Raw genomic sequence first — 23,447 nt, forward strand, 5'->3', positions numbered from 1 at the left:
TCGCTCAGGCCGTGGCGATGTCGGGTGAGGTGCGACGCGGCGGGCGCGCCGGTTTGGTCTCGGGCTCGGAGTCGATCGCGCCGTCGGTGGCTCCCGCGTCGATCGGGGCCTTCTCCGGCATGACGATCGGCGGGCGACTCGACACCGGACGCTTCGTGCTCGAGAGCCACTGCGGGCGCTCGGGGAGCTTCTTCACGTCGGCGAAGATCTCTTTGAGCTGGTTCTGATCGAGCGTCTCCTGCTCGAGCAGAGCGAGCGCGAGCCTGTCGAGGATGTCACGGTTGTCGTTGAGCACGGTCCACGCTTCGTCGTGGGCGTTCTCGATGAGCTCGCGCACCTCGGCATCCACTTGCTCCGACAGTCGCTCGGAGTAGTCGCGCTGGCTTCCCATGTCGCGACCGAGGAACATCTCGCTGTTTCCGGAGCCGAGCTTGACCGAGCCGATGCCTGAGCTCATGCCGAACTCGGTGACCATCTTGCGCGCCGTCGACGTGGCCTTCTCGATGTCGTTCGAGGCACCCGTCGTGGGGTCGTGGAAGACGATCTCCTCGGCGACCCGGCCGCCCATGGCGTAGGCGAGCTGGTCGAGCAGTTCGTTGCGGCTCACCGAGTAGCGGTCTTCGACGGGCATGACCATCGTGTAGCCGAGCGCGCGACCGCGCGGCAGGATCGTGATCTTCGTCACGGGGTCGGTGTTGTTCATCGCGGTGGCCACGAGCGCGTGACCGCCCTCGTGGTAGGCCGTGATGAGCTTCTCCTGGTCGCGCATCACTCGCGTGCGACGCTGCGGCCCGGCCATCACGCGGTCGACGGCCTCGTCGAGAGCGCGGTTGTCGATGAGCTGCGCGTTCGAGCGGGCGGTGAGCAGGGCCGCCTCGTTGAGCACGTTGGCGAGATCCGCTCCCGTGAAGCCCGGCGTCTTGCGCGCGAGCACCTCGAGGTCGACGCCCGCGGCGAGAGGCTTGCCTTTGCCGTGAACCTCGAGGATCTGCTTGCGGCCGAGCATGTCGGGGGCGTCGACACCGATCTGGCGGTCGAAACGACCGGGGCGGAGGAGTGCGGGGTCGAGGATGTCCGGACGGTTCGTCGCCGCGATGAGGATCACGTTGGTCTTGACGTCGAAGCCGTCCATCTCCACGAGCAACTGGTTGAGCGTCTGCTCGCGCTCGTCGTGACCGCCACCCATACCGGAACCGCGGTGGCGACCGACAGCGTCGATCTCGTCGACGAAGATGATGGCAGGCGAGTTCTCCTTGGCCTGGGTGAAGAGGTCGCGCACGCGACTCGCACCGACACCGACGAACATCTCGACGAAGTCCGAACCGGAGATCGAGTAGAACGGCACGTTCGCCTCGCCGGCCACAGCACGGGCGAGCAGGGTCTTCCCGGTTCCGGGAGGGCCGTAGAGCAGAACACCCTTGGGGATGCGTGCACCGACAGCCTGGAATTTGGCCGGTTCGCGCAAGAACTCCTTGATCTCGGTGAGCTCCTCGATCGCCTCGTCCGAGCCGGCGACGTCGTCGAACGTGACCTTGGGGCTCTCCTTCGAGACGAGTTTGGCCTTCGACTTGCCGAACTGCATGACACGACCGCCGCCGCCCTGCATGCGCATGAACAGGAAGTAGAAGATGACACCGATGATGAGGAAGGGCAGAAGGATGCCGAGGAGCGACGTGAACCAGTTGGCGGTCGTGACCTCGTCGTCGAAGCTCGCGATGTCGCTCGTCGCCGCGATGACCTCTTCGCCTCGCGGCGTCGAATAGTTGAACTGCACCTGGGTGCCGTTCTCCCCCGCCTCGCGCAGAACGAGGTCGACGCGCTGCTCGCCGTCGATGACTTTCGCCGACGACACCTGGTCGCCCTGGAGGAGTTCGAGGCCCTCTTGCGTGGTGATCTGACGGAACCCCGACCCGCTCAGCAGGCTGAAGCCGACCGACACGATGACGACGGCGAGGATGATGTAGACGAGCGGTCCACGCAGGAGCTTCTTGAAATCCATAGTGTTCCGGGAGCGGCCCCCGGCGCCTTTCTTACGGGATTGGTGGATGTCAGGCTACTGCCACGCTACCGAGCGGCAGCTATGTGTTCGCTCGAAGCGCTACGGGAGCGCGAGGGCCTAGTTCTCGTAGACGTGCGGGGCGAGAACGCCGATTCCGCGGAGGTTGCGGTACTTGTCGGCGTAGTCGAGGCCGTAGCCGATGACGAACTCGTTCGCGATCTCGAACCCGGCGTAGCGCACGTCCACGTCGACCTTCGCGGCATCCGGTTTGCGCAGCAGAGCGCAGATCTCGACCGACTCCGCACCGCGGCTCTCGAGGTTGGCGCGCAACCACGAGAGGGTGAGACCGGAGTCGATGATGTCTTCGACGATGAGCACCTTGCGGCCCGAGAGGTCGGTGTCGAGGTCTTTGAGGATGCGCACGACCCCCGACGACTGCGTTCCCGAGCCGTAGGACGACACGGCCATCCAGTCCATCTCGATCGGGAGGGTGAGCGCGCGAGCGAGGTCGGCCATGACCATGACGGCGCCCTTGAGCACACCCACGAGCAGCAGGTTCTGCCCGGCGTAGTCGGCGTCGATGCGCGCGGCGAGTTCGGCGATCTTCTCCTGGATCTGCTCCTCGGTGTAGAGGGTCGCGGCGAGGTCGTCGGCGATGTCGCTCAGTTGCATGGAGGCTCCGTGTCGGTGAGGTGCTGTGGGTTTCGAGGCGAGGGGGCTAGGGCGATGCCGTGCCGTGCGACGCCGACTGGAACTCGATGCGGCCGCCGCGCCTGACCACCCTAATGCCGGGCAGGTCGACCGGCCCCTGCCCGTGCCACTCGGTCACGAGCTTCGCGACCTCGAGGGTGTGCGCGCGCGTGAGCGACACGTGGAACTCGCCCTCGACCACGAGCCTGATGAGGCGCTGGCGCAGCGCCGCGGGGTTGTTGGCGAGAGCCGCGACCCCGAGCGCGATGCCCGCTTCGGCAGGCTCGGCGAGCTCCTCGATGATCTCCTCGGCGAAATGGTCGAGGGCCTCGGCGTCTTCACGCACCTGCTCGGCGGTGCGCGCGAGACTCGCGGCGATGCCCGGGCCGAGCTCGCGCTCGAGCACGGGCAGCACCGTCTTCCGTGCCCGCACGCGGGCGAACGCGGGGTCGGCGTTGTGGGGGTCGATCCACGGCTCGAGGCCGGAGTCGGCGCAGAACCGCACGGTCGTCGAGCGCGTGACCCCGAGGAGCGGCCGCACGATCGACCCGCGGCGATGCGGCATCCCCGCGAGGCTCGTCGGTCCGCTGCCGCGCGCGAGCCCGAGGAGCACCGTTTCGGCCTGATCGTCGAGCGTGTGGCCGAGAAGCACGACCGACGCTTCGGTGTCACGCCGGGCACCCTCGATCGTGGCGTAGCGCGCCTCCCGCGCCGCAGCCTCGGGCCCCCCGGCCGAGCCGACCTCGACGGTGCGCACGAGAACGGGGTCGAGGCCGAGCGACGTTGCGTGCGCGGATGCTGCGGACGCGACATCCGCCGACGACTCCTGCAGCCCGTGGTCGACGATCACGGCGCCCGCCCGCAGCCCCGCACGCGGGGCCTCGAACGCGGTCGCCGCGGCGAGCGCGAGGGAGTCGGGTCCGCCGCTCAGGGCGACGAGAACGAGGGTGCCGTCGACTTCGCCCGCGATGCTCTCGCGCACGGCCCGGCGCACGTCGGCGATGGCGGGGGTGAGGCGCGGACGGCGGTCTGACAGCATCCAGTAACGTTATTGCAGCTTTCCGCCGAACCGAGGAGCCCACCATGGCCAGCTACGACGCGATCATCGAGGTGCCCAAGGGCAGCCGCAACAAGTACGAGGTCGACCACGAGACCGGTCGGGTGTTTCTCGACCGCGTGCTCTTCACGAGCATGGTCTACCCCACCGACTACGGCTTCTTCGAGAACACCCTCGGGCTCGACGGCGACCCCGTCGACGTGCTCGTGATCCTCGACCTCCCCCTCTTTCCGGGTGTCGGCGTGAAAGTGCGCCCCGTCGGCGTCTTCAACATGACCGACGACGGCGGTAGCGATGCGAAGGTCATCGCGGTCGTCGCGAAAGACCCGCGCTGGGCGCACATCCAAGACGTCGACGACATCCCCGAGTTCTTGCGCAAAGAGATCGAGCACTTCTTCGAGCACTACAAAGACCTCGAGCCCGGCAAGTGGGTCAAGACCGAAGGATGGGGCGACGCCGCGGAGGCTGAAGCCATCGTGGCCGCGGGCTTCGAGGCGTTCAAGACCGACGAGCACTGAGCGACGGGGGCTGAGCGGGTCGCGCTGCGCGAGTCGCGCCGGCCGCTCAGTCGACGGGCGGCTGCGGGTCGTACTGGATGCCGCGCTTGACCTCGCTCGCACGCTCGACGCTCACGAACCGGCGCACGAGGTGCAGGGCCATGTCGATGCCGGCACTCACGCCCGCGCTCGTGACGATGTCGCCGTCGTCGACCCACCGGTCGTCCCGGCGGGCCTCGATCGTCGGGTCGAGCGCGAGCAGGGCGTCGAACGAACTCCAGTAGGTCGTGGCCGGCCGATCACGCAGAAGGCCGGCCGCGGCGAAGACGAGCGAACCGGTGCACACGCTCGTCATGAGCTCCGTCGTGCTCGCGAGCGAGCGCACCCACTCGAGGTGGGCGGGGTCGCTCGCGAGAGCACGGGTGCCGTGACCGCCGGGGTGCAGGAACACCGTCACGGGCGGGGCATCCGCCACCGACGTGTGCGGTGTGAGCACGAGGCCCTTCGCCGCGGTGACCGGAGCTCCGTCCGACGACACGAGCGACACGGTGTAGCCGTCTTCCGGGTGGTTCTGCGTCCACCACGCGAGAACCTCCCAGGGGCCGACGGCGTCGAGCTCCTCGACACCGTCGAAGATGAGGATCGCGATGTGCTTCACGTCGTTCACCCTGCGAATCGGTGTGTCACGGCGCCCCTCGCGCCGACCGTCACCGTGAACAGCGCGCCGGCCGCCGGCTCGCTGTCGGCGTCGACACCCTCGAGCGACGTCGTGATGTAGAGCTGCGAGCTGCCCTCCCCGGCGAACGCGCATGAGGTCACGTTGCTCGCCGCGACGGTCACGACCTCGCTGAGCTCGCCGCGATCGTCGTACCGGTGCACGGCCTTGCCGCCCCACATCCCCACCCACAGTCCACCCTCGTCGTCGATGGCGAACCCGTCGGGTGACCCTGCGGAGTCTTCGGCGAGCTGCACGAAGGGTCGGGGATCGGTGAGGGTGCCGTCGGACGAGTCGAAATCGTAGGCTGTGATGCGGTTGTCGGCCGTGTCGCAGTGGAACACGGTCGAGCCGTCGGCCGACCACTGCAGACCGTTCGGAATCGTCATAGAGGGGAACACGGTCGACACGGCGCGATCCCGGTCGAGCCGGTAGAGCGCCCCTGCCCCCTCGCCGCCCCCGTAGCCCATCGAGCCGACGTAGAGCCGTCCGTCCGGCCCACACCCGCCCTCGTTGAGGCGCACCGCGGTGTCGGCGAAGACGCCGATCGTCTCCTCGAGCACCCAGTTCTCGTCGAGCAGCTGCACGGACCTCTCGGTCGCGACGACGTATCCCCCCGCCTCGCGCTCACGGATGACCGCGGCCACGTCGTCGACGTGCCTCCGGGTCACCGTGCCGGTCGGCAGGAGGGTGACGATATCGCCCGCGAGCATGTCGACGAACCGCAGCCTTTCGGCACGGGAGTCCCAGAAAGGGCCCTCGCCGTGAAACACGCACCGATCGGTCACCTGTTCTGCTGCCGTCACGAGTCACTCCTCATCGTCATCGTCATCGTCATCGCGCGCCTCTCGCGCATCCATTATCGGCGCCTAGGCCTCGCGCGCTGGGCCGCCTAGGGTCGGAGGGCGGGCTTCGACCCGCCACTCGAATCGACGAAGGAGTCGCCCGTGACCCCCACGACCCTCGACCAGGCCCCCCTCTCCGTGCTCTTCATCGGCGGAACCGGCACGATCAGCGCTTCGAGCGTGCGTCTCGCCGTCGACTCGGGAATGGATGTCTCGCTCCTCACCCGCGGACGCAACTCCTCCGGGCGCACCGTGCCCGAGACCGTCACGACGCTTCTCGGCGATGCGACCGACACGGTCTCCCTCGCCGACGCTCTCGACGGCCGCCGCTTCGACGTCGTGGTCAACTTCCTGTCGTTCACGGGAGACGACGCCACGCGCATGGTCGAGTTCTTCTCGGGCCGCACGCGCCACTATGTGCACATCAGCACCGCCTCGCTCTACGGCAAGCCCGTGCTGCAGTCGCCGATCGTCGAGTCGACGCCGCGACACAACAGGTTCACCGCCTATTCGCGCGCCAAACTCGACGCCGAGGAGGTGCTCGTCGCCGCACACATCCGCGACGGTTTTCCGGTGACGATCGTGCGACCGTCGCACACCTACGACGAGGCCTCTCCGCCGCTCCCCGGCGGCTGGACCGTCATCGACCGCATCGCGCGCGGCGACGAGATGGTCGTGCACGGCGACGGCACCTCGCTGTGGACTCTCACGCACGCCGAAGACTTCGCTCAGGGGCTCGTGGGCCTCCTCGGCAACCCGCGGGCCATCGGGGAGACGTTCCACATCACGTCGGACGACGTCTACACGTGGGACCAGATCTACACGATCGTCGCCGACGCCCTCGGTGTCGCCCCGCGGCTCGTGCACGCACCGACGGAACTCATCTCCCTCGCCGCGCCCGACTGGTTCTGGTCGGAGCTCATCGCGGGCGACCTCTCGCACAGCGCGGTCTTCGACAACAGCAAGATCCGCCGGTTCGTGCCCGGGTTCACACCCACGCGCACATTCCACCGAGCGGTGCTGCGGATGCTCGCGTGGCGCGAGTCACACCCCGAGCAGACGGCCGCCGACCCGGAGACCGACGCCGTGCTCGACCGACTCGTGCGCGGCTACCACGGTGCGGCCGCGGCGTTCGCCGCGATCGCGCCCGGGGAGAAGCCTGCAGGCTAGATGCCGACGCCCTTGCCTCGCAAGAAGGTGACGGGGTCGGTCGTGCTGCCGTTGACGCGCACCTCGAAGTGGAGGTGGCATCCGGTCGACGACCCCGTGGTTCCCGTGAGGGCGATCAGTTGGCCCGCCGTGACCTGCTGGCCTCCACCGACGAGGAGACCGCCGTTCTGGATATGCGCGTAGCCGGTCGTGACGCCGCCACCCGAGACCGAGATGAAGTTGCCGTAGCCGCCGTTGGGGCCCGAGTAGACCACCGTTCCGGACTGGGCCGCATAGATCGGCCAACCGCACGCGGCGCCGAAGTCGGTTCCGGCGTGCAGACGGTAGTCGTGGTAGATCGGGTGCAAGCGGTAGCCGTAGGCACTCACGACGGCGCCACCCGAGGGGCGCGCCCAGCCGCTCGACCCGACCTGCCCACCGGGTGCGGGGGCCGGTGAGGCGCTTCCGCCGCCGCCACCTCCGCCGCCGCCGCCGCCGGTCGAACCGCCGCCGCCGCTGGACCCGCCGCTGGACCCGCCGCCGCCACCGCCGCCGCCCGCGGCAGCAGCGGCCGCCGCAGCCGCCGCAGCAGCAGCAGCCGCTTCGGCCTCGCGAGCCGCCGCAGCCTGGGCCGCCGCGATGCGTCGCGCCTCGGCCTCGCGGGCACGCTCGCCCGCTTCGAAGTCCGCCTCGGTCGCTTCACGGTCTTCGACGAGAACCTCGAGCTGCGCCTGCATCTGGGCGCGGTTCTCCTGCTCCTCGTCGAGGGCGATCGCCGCCGCCTCGGCGGCCACCTGGGCCGCCTCGAGAGCGTCGGCCGCGGCATCCGCGAGATCACCGAGAGCCGCCTTGGCCACCTCGGCCTGGTCAGTCAGTGACTGGGCCGCGTTCTCGTCGATCGTGGCCTTGTCGTAGATGCCCGCCGACTGGTCGGTGATCTTGCTCGCCATGCCGAGCTGCGAGAGCAGGTCGTCGGCGGACCCGCTGTCGAAGAAGAGTGACGCCGAGACGTCTCCGCCTCCGCGGGCGAGCCTCGCCGCGAGCTGTCCGGCGCGGAGCTTGCTCTCGTCGGCGGTCTCGCGAGCCTCGTCAGCGTCGTTCTGGAGTTGGTTGGCCTTGAAGTCGGCTTCGTCGAACGCCTGCTGCGCCTCGCGCATCTCTTCACCGCGCTCGATCGCCTCGGTCTGAGCGTCGGCGACGTCGTCTTCGAGCTGAGCGAGCAGCGAGCGGATGCGAGTGATCTCTGCGCGCTTGGATGACTCACTCTTGCGAGCCGACTCCACATCGCCCCACGTCGGATAGTCCGCGGCCGACGCGGATTGCGCGGGAGCGCCGACGACGGCGCCCGTGGTCGCGACAGCGACGATGGCGATGGCTGCGAGCAGCGAGCCGGCGCGCCGACGTGCGGCACGACCGAGACGAGTGGTCGGCAGCGGCGCCCCCCGGCGACGTTCGATGTTGTTCATGTTTCCCCGCTTGTCGGTGTGACGATCGCGCACAGAACGCCAGTCACACTGTTAACATCCGCAACAGTAGCAACGTGCGCTTCTGTTGCGCCAGTGCCAGCGGCACGGTGCACCGCACTATCGAGCGGTTCCGCGTCACCGCACTCGCCCGCGACAGGGCCATCCGGAGGCTGACGACTCGAAACTAGCCGCTCGACCGCGCCGACCCCGCGACCATCGCCGGAGTGGCTCGAGACGGGCCTCCCGGGCCCGGTTCGCGGGCGATGCGGGGGCGGTTCGGGGGCGGTTTGGTTAAACCGTCGGGTGTCCGTATGCTTGGCTCTCGGTTGCTACGGAGTTCACAAACTTCACGGCCCCATCGTTTAGTGGCCTAGGACGCCGCCCTTTCACGGCGGTAGCACGGGTTCGAATCCCGTTGGGGTCACGAGCTTGCTCGAGAACGAAAGAACTTAATAGCTTGGCCCTGTAGCGCAGTTGGTTAGCGCGCCGCCCTGTCACGGCGGAGGTCGCCGGTTCAAGTCCGGTCAGGGTCGCTGATGAGGGCCTCTTCGCAAGGAGGGGCCTTTCGTCTCGGACGACGCAGTTCTGCTGCCGCCGTTCGGCTCTGTAGCTCAGTTGGTAGAGCGTTCGACTGAAAATCGAAAGGTCACCGGATCGACGCCGGTCGGAGCCACCGTCTTCACCCGCGTTACGTGGGTTCACTCCCCGCCGTGTCCGGCTCATTGAGCCGATCGAGCTCGCGCAGTGCCTCCTCTGCCCGTTCGAGGCGCTCCGCCTCCGAGGATTCCCACCAGCGCGGACCCCGCTCGCCGAGACCGTGCTTCGCGAGACCCACGCGGGTGCGAGCATCCGCAACCGCTTGCTCGTCACCGTGCGACTTCGCGACGCGCACGCCCGATCGCCCGCGGCCGAGGTGGGACTTCAGTCTCTCGACGACGGGCTCGGGAAGCGACGGATCTGTGCGGCGCCACCGACGGCCGTTGACGACGAGCCAGCGCTCGGCCTCGGTGCTCGCGTCGTCATCGGTGCTCCCGTCGTCATCTGTGTTCGCGTCGTCGGCTGCCATTCGTCGAGGGTATGCGGGCGGCCGGTGAATCAGTCGTCGAGCGGCTTGCCCCGCAGGTCGGGCAGGGTGAGGGCCGCGATCGCGGCGACGACGAAGAAGGCCGCGAAGACCGCGAACGGGAGGGCCGTGCCGCCCGCAGCACTCATGATCGGCACGAGCAGCGGCGCGATGATCGACGCGAGGCGACCGAAGCCCGCGGCCCACCCCGCCCCGGTGCCGCGCACGCGCGTCGGATAGAGCTCGGGGGTCACGGCGTAGAGCGCGCCCCACGCGCCGAGATTGAAGAACGAGAGCATCGAGCCGAAGATCAGGATGCTCGTGACGTCATCCGCCGTCGCGAAGAGCCCCGCCGACACCGCGCTGCCCGCGAGGAACACCGCGAGGGTCGCTCGGCGCCCCCAGCGCTCGATGAGGAACGCCGACACCGCGTAGCCGGGAAGCTGCGCGAGCGTGATGATGAGCGTGTACTCGAACGAACGCACGAGGGGGAAGCCCGCAGCGACGAGAAGCGTCGGGAGCCAGATGAAGGCGCCGTAGTACGAGAAGTTGACGCAGAACCAGACGATCCAGAGCGAGATCGTGCGCCCACGGAGCTCGCGCCCGAAGAGGGTCGCGAAAGGTCGGGTCTTCAGGGTGCTCATGCTCGCGGTGCTCACGCTCGCGGTGGTCGCGGGCGTCGCGGCCGGCGGGGTCGCCTCGGGCGGCGCGGGGCGCGCGGGCGAGCCGTCTGCGCGACTCACGCCCGCGGCATCCTCGAACTCGCGCACCGTCGCCTCCGCCTCGGCGCTGCGGCCCGTCGACTCGAGGTAGCGCACCGACTCCGGCATGCGCAGGCGCACGACGATCGCCCACACGGCGGGCGCGGCGCCGATGAGCAGGGCCCAGCGCCATCCGTCCGTCCCCGTCGGCACGACGAAGAACCCGATGAGGGCCGCCGCCGTCCAGCCCACGGCCCAGAACGACTCGAGGATCACGATGACCCGGCCCCGGATGCGCGCGGGGGCGAACTCGCTCACGAGCGTCGACGCGACGGGCAGTTCTGCCCCGAGCCCGAGACCCACGACGAAGCGCAGCAGGATGAGCACACCGACCGACCACGAGAGCGCGGAGAGCCCGGTCGCGACCCCGTAGACGAGCAGGGTGAGCGCGAACACCTGGCGCCGGCCGAGGCGGTCGGCGAGAAGTCCCCCGAGGCTCGCGCCGATCGCCATGCCGAGGAACCCCGCAGACGCGACCCACGAGAGCTCGGATGCCTCGGCACTCCACACGACGGCGAGCTGTGCGATCACGAACGAGATGAGCCCGACATCCATCGCGTCGAGCGCCCATCCGATGCCGGAACCCGCGAGCACCTTCGAGTGCTTGCGCGTCCACGGCAGAGCGTCGAGTCGCTGCGATCGTGTTCGGGTGGCGACGGCGGGTCGGGTCTCGGTCATGGGTCTCCTCGGTCCATCCCAGCCAACAGGTCCGGCGCCCCGGGTCGCGCGTCGAGAGCGACCCGCTCGACCCACCGTTACCGTTTTGTGATCGGCGAGTGTCGTCGGGGCGACAGGCGGGCGCGGAGTAGGACCCGTCTGCCGCCACGCGCGCGCCGCCGCACCCGCGCACCCCACACCCCACACCCCACACCCCACACCCGGCGCGCGATCGTGCCACACTCGGACTGCTCGTCGCGACGGATGTCACCGCCCGGACCCACCCGGACTATCCGCGTCGCTCGGCCCGAAAGCTCCATGCTCACCGTTCTCCTCGGCCTCGGAACCGCGATCTTCTTCGGCGCCGCCGACTTCCTCGGCGGTCTCGCCGCCCGCAGGATCAGCGCGATGCGCGCGACCGCCCTGAGCGCGATCGCGGGACTCGTGGTCTTGAGCCTCGCCCTCCCCGTGCTCGGCGGCACCTGGTCGCCCGGGGCGCTCGGGTGGGGCGTCATCGCCGGGCTCGTGGCCGCGACGACCGTCGCGCTGCTCTACGCGAGCCTCGCGATCGGCCCAATGAGCATCCTCGCTCCCCTCACGGCGGTCATCGCCGCTCTCGTTCCCGCGACCTACGGCCTCGCCGTCGGCGAGCGACTCGGGCTCGCGGGTTACGGCGGCGTCGCGGTCGCCCTCGTGGCCGTCGTGCTCGTGGGTCTCGTGCCCCATCGTGAAGCGGTGCGCCCGCGCATCCTCGGCCTCGTGCTCGCGGCACTCGCGGGCGTTTCGATGGGCAGCGGCATCGTCGTGCTCGACAACACCCCGCCGGACTCCGGCATCGTGCCTCTCGTCGTCGGGCGCGCAGTCGCGGTGGCCGTGACTCTCGGCATCGTCGGAGCGGCGGTCCTCGCGCCGCGCCGCGCAGTCGCCGACCCCGACCCTGCGCGAACCGGGTGGCGCGGCGGCTTGCGCTTCGCTCTCGTCGGCGGCACGCTCGCCGCGACCGCCGACGTGTTCATGATCACGGGGGTGCGCGTCGGCGAAGTCACCATCATCGGGGTGCTCGCCGCCCTCTGCTCCGCCGTGACGATCATCCTCGCCGCGACTCTCTTGCGCGAACGCCTCGCGCCGCCCCAGTGGGTCGGCCTCGCACTCGCCCTCGGAGCCGTCGCCCTCTTCGCCGTCGACTGAGGGCAATGCGGGGAATACGCCGTAGCGTGGAGCGTTGTACTCCATTCGCCATCAGGTTCGCATCAGACGATGCCGCGCCGAGAGAATCCAACGGAAACGAGGACACCATGGCCACCATCGCACTGACACACGACGCATTCGAGACCACCGTGACGAGCGAAGGCATCACGATCGTCGACTTCTGGGCCGACTGGTGCGGGCCGTGCAAGCAGTTCGCCCCCGTCTTCGACGCCGCGAGCGAGAAGCACTCCGACGTCACCTTCGCGAAGGTCGACACCGAGGCCGAGCAGGCTCTCGCGGGTGCGGCAGGCATCACGTCGATCCCGACGCTCATGGCGTTCCGCGACGGCATCCTCGTCTTCCAGCAGGCCGGAGCGCTCCCCGCCCCCGCCCTCGAGCAGGTCATCACGGCGGTCAAGGACCTCGACATGGAGCAGGTTCACGCCGAGGTCGCGAAGCAGCGAGCCGCAGCGGAATCCGGAACCCTCAGCGAGTAACCGGCACGCGACCGGTCACCATCGCCGTTCGGATGACTCCCGGATGATCTCGAGCAACGCCGCTCGAGTCGACGGGGTGTCGCTGAGCGACGGGAACACATCGGACTCGAGCGTGCGTGAGGCGCGCCACACCTCGGTGCCGGCATCCGTTCTCTCGACGGAGCGGCGTCGTGCGTCGGCGGGGTCGAGCGTGCGGCGAACGAAGCCGTCGCGCTCGAGACGGTGGATGGTGCGCGACATCGTCTGAGCTTCGACTCGCGCGGCGCGCGCCAGTTCGGTCTGATTGAGCGGGCCTGCGCCCAACAAGTGCAAGACGATGAGCCCGGCGTGGGTGAGGCCGATGCTCTCGAGCGCTTCGCTCCAGGCGTGCTCGACGAGTCGGGCCGCGGTGGAGAGCAATCGGCCCGTCGGCCAGTCGTGCACGTCGTCGGCGGCGGACTCGGGCACGTGCGGCGCGGGGGGCACTGGAGCGCCGGGGAGCGCTGTCGGCTCCGCCGGTGGCTCGGAGGCGTCGTCGGTGGGGGGCATCGTGCACAATCTAGTGCCTCGCACCGTGCCCCTCCGTCGGATAGTCAGCCGACTGACGGTCTGATATCGTCAATCCATCAGCTAGCTGACGAAAGGGCGATGATGAGCGGCATGACGACCGACGGCGTGGCGAAGAGCGCGACGAGAAACACGACCACCAGCACGGGGCACAACGACACGCTGCGACAGGTCATCGTCGTCGTGAGCGCCGTGCTCGCCATCATCGGCGGGTTCGTCGGCTCCGGAGCCGCGGGAGGCCAGGCCGTGCAGGTCGCCTCGGGCGGAGCGCTCGCCGCCGACGCGACGCCGATCGCGCCCGGCGGCCCCGCGTTCAGCATCTGGAGCGTCATCTACCTCGGACTCGTGGCCTACGCGATCTGGCAGGCGCTGCCCGGTCAACGCACTATCGAACGTCACCGGCGGCTCGGCTACTGGGTCGCGGCATCCCTCCTCCTCAACGCCGCCTGGATTCTGAGCGTGCAGTTCGACCTGCTGCCCCTGAGCGTGCCGGTCATCGCCCTCCTGCTCGTCGTGCTCGTGCGCGCATTCTTCATCACCCTCGCGACGCGCCCCGAGAACCTCGTCGACACGGTCGTGACCGACGGAACCGTCGGCCTCTACCTCGGCTGGGTGTGCGTCGCGACCGCCGCCAACATCGCCGCCGTGCTCGCGGATGCCGGGTTCCGCGGCTTCGGGCTCGGGCTCGACACCTGGGGCGTCGTGATCGTCGCGGTCGCGGGAGCCGTCGGCGTCGCCCTCGCTCTCCGCGGACGAGGACGGATCGCCCCGACCCTCTCGCTCTCGTGGGGGCTCAGCTGGGTCGCGGTCGCACGCCTCTCGGGCGACCTCGAGTCGACACCCACGGCGGTCGCGGCGATCGTCGCCGTCATCGCGGTCGTCGTCGCGACGATCGTGCTGCGACTCCGCGAGCGTCGCTCCCCCGAGCTCAGCGCCCGCCGCTAGTCGATGGTCCCTACTCGCTACTCGCCGAGCATCTCGAGCACCATCGGCTTGACCTTCGTGCCGTAGAGCTCGATCGCGTGCATCATCTTCTCGTGCGACAGCGGACCCGCGCTGTACTTGAGGTCGAACCGGTCGATTCCGAGGCCCGACGCGGTCGCCGCGATCTTACGCGCGACCGTCTCCGGTGATCCGACGTAGAGCGAGCCGTGGTCGACCTCGCTGTCGAACTCCGCCTTCTGCATCGCCGGCCAACCGCGGTCGCGTCCGATGCGATCGCGCATGACCTTGTAGTCGCTGAAGAACTCTTCGCGCGCTTGCTCGTCGGTGTCGGCGATGTAGCCGGGCGAGTGCACGCCGATCGGAAGCGTGGGCTGCTCCAGTTGCGCGAGCGCGCGGTGGAACAGGTCGACGTAGGGGGCGAACCGCTGCGGGTCTCCCCCGATGATCGCGAGCATGAGCGGCAGTCCGTAGCGCGCCGCGCGCACGACCGACTCGGGGCTGCCGCCGACACCGATCCACGTCTTGAGCGAACCGGACTCGGTGGTCGGAAAGACGCGCTGTTCCGACAGCGGTGGGCGAGTGGATCCGCTCCACGTCACCGGCTGTTCGGCGAGGAGCTTCGAGAACAGGTCGAGCTTCTCCTCGAAGAGCACCTGGTAGTCCTCGAGCGCGAAACCGAAGAGCGGGAACGACTCCGTGAAAGAGCCGCGACCGAGAATGACCTCGGCGCGACCGTTCGATGCGGCGTCGAGACTCGCGAAGCGCTGGAACACGCGGATGGGGTCATCCGAACTCAGCACGGTGACGGCGGAACCCAGGCGGATGCGCTCGGTGCGACCGGCGATCGCCGCGAGCACGACGTCGGGGGCCGAGATCGCGTAGTCGTCGCGGTGGTGTTCGCCGATGCCGATGAAGTCGAGCCCGACCTGGTCGGCGAGCACGGCTTCGTCGATGACGTTGCGGATCACCTGGGGGTAGTCGACAGGCGCGCCCTGAGCGTCGCTCGTCACGTCTCCGAAGGTGTCGATGCCGAATTGGAGGGCCATGTCGTGCTCCTGTCCTGGCGGCGAGACCGCCGACTCATTTGCATGCGTTTGTATATTACTACTCAACGTGCGGGGCGGAGAAATCATTCCGGGGGAACCGACCGGGCCAGATGAACCGCTAATGATAATCAGGATCGCGGATGCCTCGGCGGCAGTCTCCAGCGTACCCGGCACCTCTGACACCGCATCCATCCGCGCGTCATAACCTGACCTCACGCGTCACCCGGGCGCGCACGATCAAGGAGGATCACATGGCAGGAAACAGAGCGGTCGCCTACAAGGGACCGGGCAAGGTCGAAGTCATCGACATCGACTATCCGACCTTCGAACTCAAAGACGGCCCCGGCGTGAACCCCGCCAACGTCGGACGCAAGGTTCCCCACGGCGTCATCCTCAAGACCGTCGCGACCAACATCTGCGGCTCCGACCAGCACATGGTCCGCGGGCGCACGACGGCACCCGCCAACCTCGTGCTCGGCCACGAGATCACGGGTGAAGTGGTCGAGGTCGGACCGGACGTCGAGTTCGTGAAGGTCGGCGACATCGTGTCGGTTCCGTTCAACATCGCGTGCGGTCGCTGTCGCAACTGCAAGGAGCGCAAGACCGGCATCTGCCTCAACGTCAACCCCGACCGGCCCGGCAGCGCATACGGCTACGTCGACATGGGCGGCTGGGTGGGAGGCCAAGCGGAATACGTGCTCGTGCCGTACGCCGACTGGAACGCCCTCGTCTTCCCCGATCGCGACCAGGCGCTCGAGAAGATCATGGACCTCACGATGCTCTCCGACATCTTCCCGACCGGATTCCACGGCGCGGTGACGGCGGGGGTCGGCGTCGGGTCGACCGTCTACGTCGCGGGCGCCGGGCCCGTCGGACTCGCCGCGGCCGCCGGAGCGATGCTGCTCGGGGCTGCCGCCGTGATCGTCGGCGACATGAACGCCGACCGACTCGCGCAGGCCCGCAGCTTCGGTTGCGAGACCATCGACGTCTCCGCGGGCGACCTCCCCGACCAGATCGAGCAGATCCTCGGCGTGCCCGAGGTCGACTGCGGTGTCGACGCCGTCGGGTTCGAGGCTCGAGGCCACGGCAAAGACGCGGGAGAGGCGCCCGCGACGGTGCTCAACTCGCTCATGGACGTGACGGCGGCGGGAGGCGCGCTCGGCATCCCCGGGCTCTACGTCACCGGCGACCCGGGCGGAGTCGATGAGGCCGCGCAGAAAGGCTCCCTCTCATTGAGCCTCGGCACCGGGTGGGCGAAGTCGCTCTCGTTCACGACCGGCCAGTGCCCGGTCATGAAGTACAACCGCCAGCTCATGATGGCGATCCTGCACGACAAGGTGAGCATCGCGAAGAACGTGAACGCGAAGGCCATCACGCTCGAGGATGCTCCGCGCGGGTATGCGGAGTTCGATGCGGGAGCCGCGACCAAGTACGTGCTCAACCCCAACGGGTACCTCGCCGCCTAGCGCAGCTCGTGGCGCCGCGGCCCGGCGGTCGACGCGATCGCCGGGCCCCGGCCCCGGCCCCGGTCCCGGTCCCGGCCCCCACAGTGCCTCGTTTCCGCGAGCGTATGCCGGATCCGGCGTCCCCTCGCGGAAACGACGCACTGTGGGGGTCGCGTGCGGGGCGCGGGGTTAGCCTTCGGGGATGACCAGTGATGTTCACCTCGCCGCCCCCGGCGCCACCCCTCCCCGCGCCGCTCTTCCCGGTGCCCGGCTGCCCCGCGCCACCCCGACCGAGCACGGGGTCGACCCCCGCGGCATCCTCTCCTTTCTCGACGTCGTCGATGCGGCGGCCGACGTCGAGACGCACAGCGTCATGCTCCTGCGACACGGCACCGTCGTGGCGGAGAGCTGGTGGGCTCCCTACGTCGCCGACCGCGTGCACTTGCTTTATTCGCTCAGCAAGACCTTCACATCGACCGCTCTCGGTTTCGCGGTCGCCGAAGGGCTCGTCGACCTCGACGCGACCGTGCTGAGCTACTTTCCCGAACTCGACGCCGACATCACGGATGCTCGCAACCGCGCCACGCTCGTGAGGCATGTCGCCGCCATGGCGAGCGGGCACTCGACCGAGACGATCGACCTCGCGCAGAAAGCCGACCCCGCCGACATCGTGCGGGGGTTTCTGTTGACACCGCCCGAGCACGACCCGGGAACGGTGTTTGCCTACAACCAGCCGTGCACTTTCACGATCGCCGCGATCATCCAGAAACTGACGGGGATGACCCTCACCGACTACCTGCGTCCTCGCCTCTTCGACCCTCTCGGCATCGGCGAGGTCACGTGGCACACCGACACGCGCGGGAGGCAGCTTGGCTACAGCGGTGTGCACGCGACCACGGAGACCGTCGCGCGGCTCGGCCAGCTCTACCTGCAGCGCGGCGAGTGGAACGGTGTGCAACTGCTGCCACGCGGTTGGGTCGCCGAGGCGACGGCGAAGCACATCGACAACGCCGGGAGCGGCGCCCCCGACTGGGAGCGGGGATACGGTTTCCAGTTCTGGGTCGGCCAGCACGGCTACCGCGGTGACGGCGCCTACGGACAGTTCTGCGTCGTGCTGCCTGAACACGACATCGTGCTCGCTGCGACCGGCCAGAGCACAGACATGCAAGCGGTGCTCACTGCGGTGTGGACACACCTGCTGCCCGCGCTGTCACCGGATGCTCGCGTCGACGACGATGCGGAGCGAGCGGGCCGAGCCGCGCTCGAGCACCGACTCGGCGTCGCGGCGCTCCCGGTGCGAGACGCGCAGCCAGTCGCTCCCGGGACTCACGTGTTCACGCCCGGCGACCGCAACGAGGTCTCGTCGATCACCGAGGTCCGGGTCGATGTGACCTCGGCCCCCGGAACCGCGGCCGCGAAGGTCTTCGTGCACGAGGGGGAGTCCGTCATCCATGCCGAGGTCGGCACCGGTGAGTGGATCGTCACCGACGCACTCGCGGCGAGCGGCGGAGTCACCTCCGACGGCTCGACAGTGGTCGACCTCATCTTCGTCGAGACTCCGCACCGCATGATCATCGAGTGCAGCGATGGAGTGTTCGCTGCCCGCTGGCAGACCCCACCGCTGCACACCGAGCTCACCCTCGCCGAGATGCGCTCCCCCGGAGCCTGACCCGCCGGCCGCGCCAGCCCCGCCGACCCGCGTAACCCCCGCCGACCGAACGCAGTTTCCGCGAGCGAACGTCGGATCCGACGTTCGGTCGCGGAAATTGCGTACTTCGGGGCGCGGGGAGGGGGCTCGGGGCTGGGCGGCGGGCTAGGCGCCGGTGCCGACGGGGGCGCCGGCGGGGGTGCCCTCGCGCACCTCGGCGGGCTCGAGGCGCACCACGACCGCCTTCGAGACGGGCGTGTTGCTCGCCTCCGACGCGCTCGCGAGCGGAACGAGCACGTTCGCCTCGGGGAAATACGCCGCAGCACACCCGCGCGCGGTCGGGTACGACACGACGCGGAACTTGCGCAGCACGCGGTCGGGTTCATCCCTCCACTCGCTGTAGATGTCGACAGACTGACCGTCGTGCAGCCCGAGCTCCTCGATGTCGAGCGGGCTCACGAACACGACGTTGCGACCCTGCTTGATGCCGCGGTAGCGGTCGTTGAGGCTGTAGATGGTCGTGTTGAACTGGTCGTGCGAGCGCAGCGTCTGCAGCAGCAGGCGCCCCTTCGGACGCTCGACGTGCACGAGCTCGTTGACCGTGATCATGGCCTTGCCTGTCGACGTGTTGAAGGTGCGCGAGTCGCGCGGACCGTTCGGGAGGATGAATCCCCCGTCTTGGCGCACCTTGCGGTTGTAGTCCTCGCAGCCGGGCACGACGCGGGAGATGTGCTCGCGGATCGTGTCGTAGTTCGCCTCGAATCCCTCCCAGTCGACATCCACCCTGTCGCCGAGAACGGCCCGGGCGACGCGCGACACGATCGCGACCTCCGACAGGATGTTCGGCGCGACGGGCTCCACCTTGCCGTACGACGCGTGCACGGCGCACACGGTGTCTTCGACGGTCACGAACTGGTCGCCCGAGTCTTGACGGTCGATCTCTGTGCGGCCGAGGGTCGGCAGGATGAGCGCGGCATCCCCCGTGACCACGTGCGACCTGTTGAGCTTCGTCGACACCTGCACCGTGAGCTGGGTTCCGCGCATGGCGGCTTCGGCGGCAGCGGTGTCGGAGATCGCCGCCACGAGGTTGCCCCCGACGGCGAACCACACTTTGATCTCGCCGCGCTGCATGGCTTCGATGCCCATGAGGCTGTCGACGCCGTGCTTGCGGGGCACGGGGAACGAGAACTCGTTCTCGAGCGCGGAGAAGAAGCTCTCGGGCATCTTCTCCCAGATGCCCATGGTGCGGTCACCCTGCACGTTGCTGTGCCCGCGGATGGGGCAGGCGCCCGCGCCGGGCTTGCCGATGTTGCCGCGCAGCAGGAGCAGGTTGACGATCTCCTTGATGGTCGCGACGGCCTTGGTGTGCTGCGTGATGCCCATGGCCCACGTGATGATCACGCGGTCGGCCGCGATGTAGCGCGCCGCGAGCTCGTCGATCTCGGCGGAGTCGAGCCCGGTCGCGTCGCGCACGGCCGTCTCGTCGAGGTCGGCGAGGTGCGCGCGCAATTCGGCGAGACCCTCGGTGTGCTTCTCGAGGAACTCGTGGTCGAGCACGGTGCCGGGGTTGCGGTCTTCGGCGTCGAGCACCCGACGGGTGACGGCGTGGAGCAGAGCCATGTCGCCGCCGAGGCGCACCTGGAGAAACTGGTCGGCGAGCGGCGTGCCCTTGCCGATGATGCCCTTGACCTTCTGCGGATTCTTGTAGCGCTGCAGCCCGGCCTCGGGCATCGGGTTGACCACGACGATCGAGCACCCGTTGGCTTTCGCGTCTTCAAGGGCCGTGAGCATCCGCGGATGATTGGTGCCGGGGTTCTGGCCCATGACGATGATGAGGTCGGCCTTCTCGAAGTCGGAGTAGGCGATCGTCGACTTGCCGACACCGAGCGTTTCGCCCATGGCCGTTCCGGTCGACTCGTGGCACATGTTCGAGCAGTCGGGGAGGTTGTTGGTGCCGAACGCGCGCACGAAGAGGCCGTAGACGAACGCGGCCTCGTTCGAGGTGCGACCGCTCGTGTAGAACGCGGCCTCGTCGGGGCTCGCGAGCGAGTTGAGCGATTCGGAGACGATCTCGAACGCCTCATCCCAGCTCACGGGGCGGTAGTGGTCTTCACCGGCCGGCTTGTAGACGGGCTCGACGAGCCTGCCCTGCATGCCGAGCCAGTACTCGTCTTTGTCGAGCAGCGAGGTGACCGAGTTCTCGGCCCAGAAGCTCTGCGGCACGGTGACCGGGGTGGCCTCCCACGTGACGGCTTTCGCGCCGTTCTCGCAGAACTCGGCGAGCTTGCGGTGGTCGGGGTCGGGCCAGGCGCAGCTCATGCAATCGAAGCCGCCCTTCTGGTTGAGCGTCGCCATGAGCTTGAGGGTGCGCGGAAACCCCATCTGCGTGATCGCGGGTTGCATCGAGTGCACGACGCCGGGAACCCCCGCCGCCCAGTTCTTCTTCTTGGAGACCTCGAACTCGTTGTCGGTGGAACCCGACATGGGTGGCTTCATCGTCATTGAGCTGTCGCTTTCTCGCGGTGGTCGAGCTGATGGTCGTGCGTGCCGTGCGGATGCGTCGCGCTGAGCGTCGCAGGAAGTAGGGGGCGTCGGGCTGCCGGAGCGGGCGGTCGCGTGGCCGCCCTGTCGATCGGGCCCTCGACCGACTCGTCGACGATGCGGCTTTCGCCCGAGTAGATCACCATCGATTGTCCGCGGAGGAATCCGACGAGGGTCATGCCCAGTTCGGTCGCGAGCTCGGCGGCGAGCGACGACGGCGCAGACACGGCGGCGAGCATCGGGATGCCCGCCATCGAGGCTTTCTGGGTGAGCTCGAAGCTCGCGCGGCCCGACACCATGAGCACCGTTCCGCGAAGCGGCAGCATCCCCTGGGTGAGGGCCCAGCCGACGACCTTGTCGACGGCGTTGTGGCGGCCGACATCCTCGCGCAGCACGAGCAGCTCCCCCGTGACGCCGTCGAAGAGTGCGGCCGCGTGCAGGCCCCCGGTCTTCTCGAACACGGCCTGCTCGGCGCGGAGTTTGTCGGGGAACGACACGAGGGTCTCTGCGGAGACGACGAGAGGGTCGTCGGCGACGGTGAAGCTGGAGAGGGTGCGCACGGCGTCGATGCTCGCTTTGCCGCACAGTCCGCACGAGCTCGTCGTGTAGAAGTTGCGCTCGAGGCTCGGATCGGGCGCAGCGACCCCCGGGGCGAGCGTGACGTCGAGCACGTTGAAGGTGTTGTCGCCGTCGACCGTCGCGCCCGCGCAGTAGCGGGCGGCGAAGTAGTGGTCGGCGCTCGAGATGACTCCCTCGGAGACGAGGAAGCCGGCGGCGAGGTCGAAGTCGTGCCCGGGCGTGCGCATCGTGATGGCGAGCGACGTTCCGCCGACCCGGATCTCGAGGGGCTCCTCGGCCGAGAGGAAGTCCTCGCGTTTCTGCGCGACCGAGCCGACCGTCAGCCGCGTGATTCGCCGTCGAACCGTGATTCGTCCCATCGCCCATGCATAACACCCGCGCCTGGCAGCCACAACCAAGGGTGCGGTTGCCCGGTCACCGTTTCGCGTCAGCGGCGCAGCACCCTGCGGGCGAGACCGTTGCCGAGAAACTGCACGAGTTGCACGAGCACGATGATGACGACGACCACGACGAGCGTCACCTCTCCGTTGAACCGCTGGTAGCCGTAGGAGATCGCGAAGTCGCCGAGCCCGCGCCCTCCGATCGCGCCCGCGATCGCCGACATGTCGACGATCGCGATGAACACGAACGTGTAGCCGAGGATGAGAGGCGCGAGAGTCTCGGGCACGAGCAGGGTGAGGATGATGCGCAGGGGTCCCGCCCCCGCGGCACGCGCCGCCTCGATCGTGCCGGGGTCGATCGTCACGAGGTTCTGCTCGACGATGCGCGAGATGCCGAACGTCGCGCCGACGATCATCGCGAAGATCGCCGCGTTCGGTCCGAGCTGCGTGCCGACGACCGCGCGCGTGACCGGGCCGAGGGTCGCGATGAGGATGATGAACGGGATCGGCCTGACGATGTTCACGGCGACGTTGAGCACGTTGTAGACCACGGCGTTGGCGAGGATGTGGCCGGGCCTCGTCGCGTAGAGCAGCACCCCGAGGATGAGCCCGAGAAACCCGCCGACGATGAGCGTCGTGACGACCATGTAGAGGGTGATCCCGAGATTCTCGACGAGGAGGGGGAAGAGCTGGTTCCAGTCGGTCGTCACCGTGCCACCTCCGTGACGGTCGTGAGGTCGCGTAGGTGACCGATCAACGCGTCGACACCGCCGGTCGGGCCCGTCAGTTCGAGGGTCAGGCTCCCGAACGAGCGTTCCTGGATCGCGCCGATGCCCCCGAAGACGACCTCGAAGTCGACACCGTGGTCGGCGTGCGCGCGCCCGAGCACATGCCCGATCTGCACGTACTCGCGGATGTCGACGGTCACGATGCGCCCCTCGTGCACGCTCTGCAGTCGCTCGAGATCGTCGGCATCCGGCTGGTTGCGGATGACGGTGCCGATGAATCGCTTGGCGATGTCGGTCGACGGGGCGGAGAAGATGTCGAACACGCTGCCCTGCTCGACGATGCGGCCACCCTCGATGACCGCGACCCGGTCGGCGATCGCGCGCACGACATCCATCTCGTGGGTGATGACGACGATCGTGATGCCGAGCTCGCGATTGACTTTGCGCAGCAGACGCAGCACCTCGAGGGTCGTCTCGGGGTCGAGCGCGCTCGTGGCCTCGTCGGCGAGGAGGATGCGGGGGGATGTCGCGAGGGCCCGCGCGATGCCCACCCTCTGCTTCTGGCCTCCCGACAGCTGCTCGGGATAGTCGTGCGCCCGGTCGAGGAGGCCCACGAAGTCGAGCAGCTCCGCGACCCTCCGGTCGCGGTCGGCACGCGGCCAGCCCGCGACGCGGAGAGGGTAGGCGACGTTGCCCGCGACCGTGCGGGACCGGAAGAGGTTGAACTGCTGGAAGATCATCCCGATCTCGAGCCGCATGGCGCGCAGGTCGCGCTCGCGGAGCGAGCCGATGTCGTGCCCGTCGACGGTCAGTGTGCCCGAGCTGAGCCGTTCGAGGCCGTTGATGAGCCGCACGAGCGTGCTCTTGCCCGCCCCCGAGCGACCGATGACGCCGAAGATCTCCCCTTCGTCGATCGTCAGATCGATCTCGTGGAGGGCGTGCACGCGCTGCTGTCTGGTGTCGAAGGATTTGGTGACGCCTCGGAACTCGACGATCGCTGTCATG

Annotated in this window: 21 protein-coding genes and 3 tRNA genes; 10 read left to right on the forward strand and 14 right to left on the reverse strand. The window is 68.7% G+C overall.

Annotated elements, in window-relative coordinates; translation table 11 throughout:
* Nucleotides 1–4: 4 nt before the first annotated feature.
* From ftsH to tilS, 3 genes are all read right to left on the reverse strand, one after another.
* Nucleotides 5–1,999 carry an ATP-dependent zinc metalloprotease FtsH gene (gene ftsH, locus ACLHG5_RS08610; RefSeq protein WP_411318468.1) on the reverse strand — a complete coding sequence of 665 codons (1,995 nt, stop codon included), beginning with the start codon at nt 1,997–1,999 and terminating at the stop codon, nt 5–7.
* A gap of 117 nt (nt 2,000–2,116) precedes the next feature.
* Nucleotides 2,117–2,671 (reverse strand): hypoxanthine phosphoribosyltransferase, encoded by a 555-nt coding sequence (hpt, locus tag ACLHG5_RS08615; RefSeq protein WP_411317195.1) that lies wholly within the window; start codon nt 2,669–2,671, stop codon nt 2,117–2,119.
* A gap of 46 nt (nt 2,672–2,717) precedes the next feature.
* Nucleotides 2,718–3,728: a tRNA lysidine(34) synthetase TilS gene (gene tilS, locus ACLHG5_RS08620; RefSeq protein WP_411318469.1), complete on the reverse strand. Its 1,011-nt coding sequence runs from the start codon at nt 3,726–3,728 to the stop codon at nt 2,718–2,720.
* A 44-nt stretch (nt 3,729–3,772) separates the two neighbouring features.
* On the opposite strand from tilS, the gene ppa reads away from it, so the two are divergent.
* Nucleotides 3,773–4,264, forward strand: a complete 492-nt coding sequence (gene ppa / locus ACLHG5_RS08625) for an inorganic diphosphatase (protein WP_411317193.1) — start codon at nt 3,773–3,775, stop codon at nt 4,262–4,264.
* A gap of 46 nt (nt 4,265–4,310) precedes the next feature.
* Here the strand turns inward: ppa and ACLHG5_RS08630 are convergent, their stop codons facing one another.
* Both ACLHG5_RS08630 and ACLHG5_RS08635 read right to left on the reverse strand, forming a co-directional pair.
* The gene (locus ACLHG5_RS08630; protein ID WP_411317192.1) at nt 4,311–4,901 is read right to left on the reverse strand and encodes a DJ-1/PfpI family protein; all 591 of its coding nucleotides are present in this window, start codon (nt 4,899–4,901) and stop codon (nt 4,311–4,313) included.
* Nucleotides 4,902–4,906: 5 nt separating this feature from the next.
* Nucleotides 4,907–5,764 (reverse strand): SMP-30/gluconolactonase/LRE family protein, encoded by an 858-nt coding sequence (locus ACLHG5_RS08635; RefSeq protein WP_411318470.1) that lies wholly within the window; start codon nt 5,762–5,764, stop codon nt 4,907–4,909.
* A 141-nt stretch (nt 5,765–5,905) separates the two neighbouring features.
* On the opposite strand from ACLHG5_RS08635, the gene ACLHG5_RS08640 reads away from it, so the two are divergent.
* The gene (locus ACLHG5_RS08640) at nt 5,906–6,973 is read left to right on the forward strand and encodes an NAD-dependent epimerase/dehydratase family protein (RefSeq protein WP_411318471.1); all 1,068 of its coding nucleotides are present in this window, start codon (nt 5,906–5,908) and stop codon (nt 6,971–6,973) included.
* Here ACLHG5_RS08640 and ACLHG5_RS08645 read toward each other — a convergent pair.
* Complete coding sequence (locus ACLHG5_RS08645) at nt 6,970–8,418, reverse strand: peptidoglycan DD-metalloendopeptidase family protein (RefSeq protein WP_411318472.1); 1,449 nt, start codon at nt 8,416–8,418, stop codon at nt 6,970–6,972. The genes ACLHG5_RS08640 and ACLHG5_RS08645 overlap by 4 nt on opposite strands.
* Before the next feature lie 351 nt (nt 8,419–8,769).
* Here ACLHG5_RS08645 and ACLHG5_RS08650 point away from each other — a divergent pair.
* From ACLHG5_RS08650 to ACLHG5_RS08660, 3 genes are all read left to right on the forward strand, one after another.
* A tRNA-Glu gene (locus tag ACLHG5_RS08650) sits at nt 8,770–8,842 on the forward strand.
* Between the two features lie 35 nt (nt 8,843–8,877).
* Nucleotides 8,878–8,951, forward strand: a tRNA-Asp gene (locus tag ACLHG5_RS08655).
* Between the two features lie 67 nt (nt 8,952–9,018).
* Nucleotides 9,019–9,091 (forward strand) — tRNA-Phe (locus ACLHG5_RS08660).
* Between the two features lie 15 nt (nt 9,092–9,106).
* On the opposite strand, the gene ACLHG5_RS08665 is transcribed toward ACLHG5_RS08660, so the two are convergent.
* Nucleotides 9,107–9,484, reverse strand: a complete 378-nt coding sequence (locus ACLHG5_RS08665) for a biopolymer transporter Tol (protein WP_411318473.1) — start codon at nt 9,482–9,484, stop codon at nt 9,107–9,109.
* A gap of 29 nt (nt 9,485–9,513) precedes the next feature.
* Nucleotides 9,514–10,920 (reverse strand): MFS transporter, encoded by a 1,407-nt coding sequence (locus ACLHG5_RS08670; RefSeq protein WP_411318474.1) that lies wholly within the window; start codon nt 10,918–10,920, stop codon nt 9,514–9,516.
* A 297-nt stretch (nt 10,921–11,217) separates the two neighbouring features.
* On the opposite strand from ACLHG5_RS08670, the gene ACLHG5_RS08675 reads away from it, so the two are divergent.
* Both ACLHG5_RS08675 and trxA read left to right on the forward strand, forming a co-directional pair.
* A complete protein-coding gene (locus ACLHG5_RS08675; protein WP_411317186.1) occupies nt 11,218–12,087 on the forward strand; it encodes an EamA family transporter in 870 nt (289 codons plus the stop codon).
* A 107-nt stretch (nt 12,088–12,194) separates the two neighbouring features.
* A complete protein-coding gene (trxA, locus tag ACLHG5_RS08680; protein ID WP_411317185.1) occupies nt 12,195–12,584 on the forward strand; it encodes a thioredoxin in 390 nt (129 codons plus the stop codon).
* A gap of 15 nt (nt 12,585–12,599) precedes the next feature.
* Here the strand turns inward: trxA and ACLHG5_RS08685 are convergent, their stop codons facing one another.
* Nucleotides 12,600–13,112: a MarR family winged helix-turn-helix transcriptional regulator gene (locus tag ACLHG5_RS08685; protein ID WP_411317184.1), complete on the reverse strand. Its 513-nt coding sequence runs from the start codon at nt 13,110–13,112 to the stop codon at nt 12,600–12,602.
* Between the two features lie 111 nt (nt 13,113–13,223).
* Between ACLHG5_RS08685 and ACLHG5_RS08690 the strand changes: the two genes are divergently transcribed.
* Nucleotides 13,224–14,075 (forward strand): TspO/MBR family protein, encoded by an 852-nt coding sequence (locus ACLHG5_RS08690; protein ID WP_411318475.1) that lies wholly within the window; start codon nt 13,224–13,226, stop codon nt 14,073–14,075.
* Between the two features lie 17 nt (nt 14,076–14,092).
* On the opposite strand, the gene ACLHG5_RS08695 is transcribed toward ACLHG5_RS08690, so the two are convergent.
* Complete coding sequence (locus tag ACLHG5_RS08695; RefSeq protein ID WP_411318476.1) at nt 14,093–15,121, reverse strand: LLM class flavin-dependent oxidoreductase; 1,029 nt, start codon at nt 15,119–15,121, stop codon at nt 14,093–14,095.
* Between the two features lie 251 nt (nt 15,122–15,372).
* Here ACLHG5_RS08695 and fdhA point away from each other — a divergent pair, with 251 nt between their 5' ends.
* Both fdhA and ACLHG5_RS08705 read left to right on the forward strand, forming a co-directional pair.
* Nucleotides 15,373–16,587, forward strand: coding sequence for a formaldehyde dehydrogenase, glutathione-independent (fdhA, locus tag ACLHG5_RS08700; protein ID WP_411318477.1), 1,215 nt, complete (start codon nt 15,373–15,375; stop codon nt 16,585–16,587).
* Between the two features lie 181 nt (nt 16,588–16,768).
* A complete protein-coding gene (locus ACLHG5_RS08705; RefSeq protein ID WP_411318478.1) occupies nt 16,769–18,235 on the forward strand; it encodes a serine hydrolase domain-containing protein in 1,467 nt (488 codons plus the stop codon).
* 144 nt (nt 18,236–18,379) lie between these two features.
* Here the strand turns inward: ACLHG5_RS08705 and ACLHG5_RS08710 are convergent, their stop codons facing one another.
* The 4 genes from ACLHG5_RS08710 to ACLHG5_RS08725 form a co-directional block, all read right to left on the reverse strand.
* Nucleotides 18,380–20,716, reverse strand: coding sequence for an FdhF/YdeP family oxidoreductase (locus ACLHG5_RS08710; protein WP_411318479.1), 2,337 nt, complete (start codon nt 20,714–20,716; stop codon nt 18,380–18,382).
* On the reverse strand, nt 20,713–21,693 hold the full coding sequence (fdhD, locus tag ACLHG5_RS08715) for a formate dehydrogenase accessory sulfurtransferase FdhD (RefSeq protein WP_411317178.1): 981 nt from the start codon (nt 21,691–21,693) through the stop codon (nt 20,713–20,715). Before fdhD ends, ACLHG5_RS08710 begins: the two co-directional genes overlap by 4 nt.
* Nucleotides 21,694–21,761: 68 nt before the next feature.
* Nucleotides 21,762–22,361, reverse strand: a complete 600-nt coding sequence (locus tag ACLHG5_RS08720) for a methionine ABC transporter permease (protein ID WP_411317291.1) — start codon at nt 22,359–22,361, stop codon at nt 21,762–21,764.
* Nucleotides 22,362–22,420: 59 nt separating this feature from the next.
* On the reverse strand, nt 22,421–23,446 hold the full coding sequence (locus tag ACLHG5_RS08725; RefSeq protein ID WP_411318480.1) for a methionine ABC transporter ATP-binding protein: 1,026 nt from the start codon (nt 23,444–23,446) through the stop codon (nt 22,421–22,423).
* Nucleotide 23,447 lies beyond the last annotated feature (1 nt).

The organism is Marisediminicola sp. LYQ85 (assembly GCF_046600695.1).
In the GTDB taxonomy this organism is placed as follows: Bacteria; Actinomycetota; Actinomycetes; order Actinomycetales; family Microbacteriaceae; genus Marisediminicola.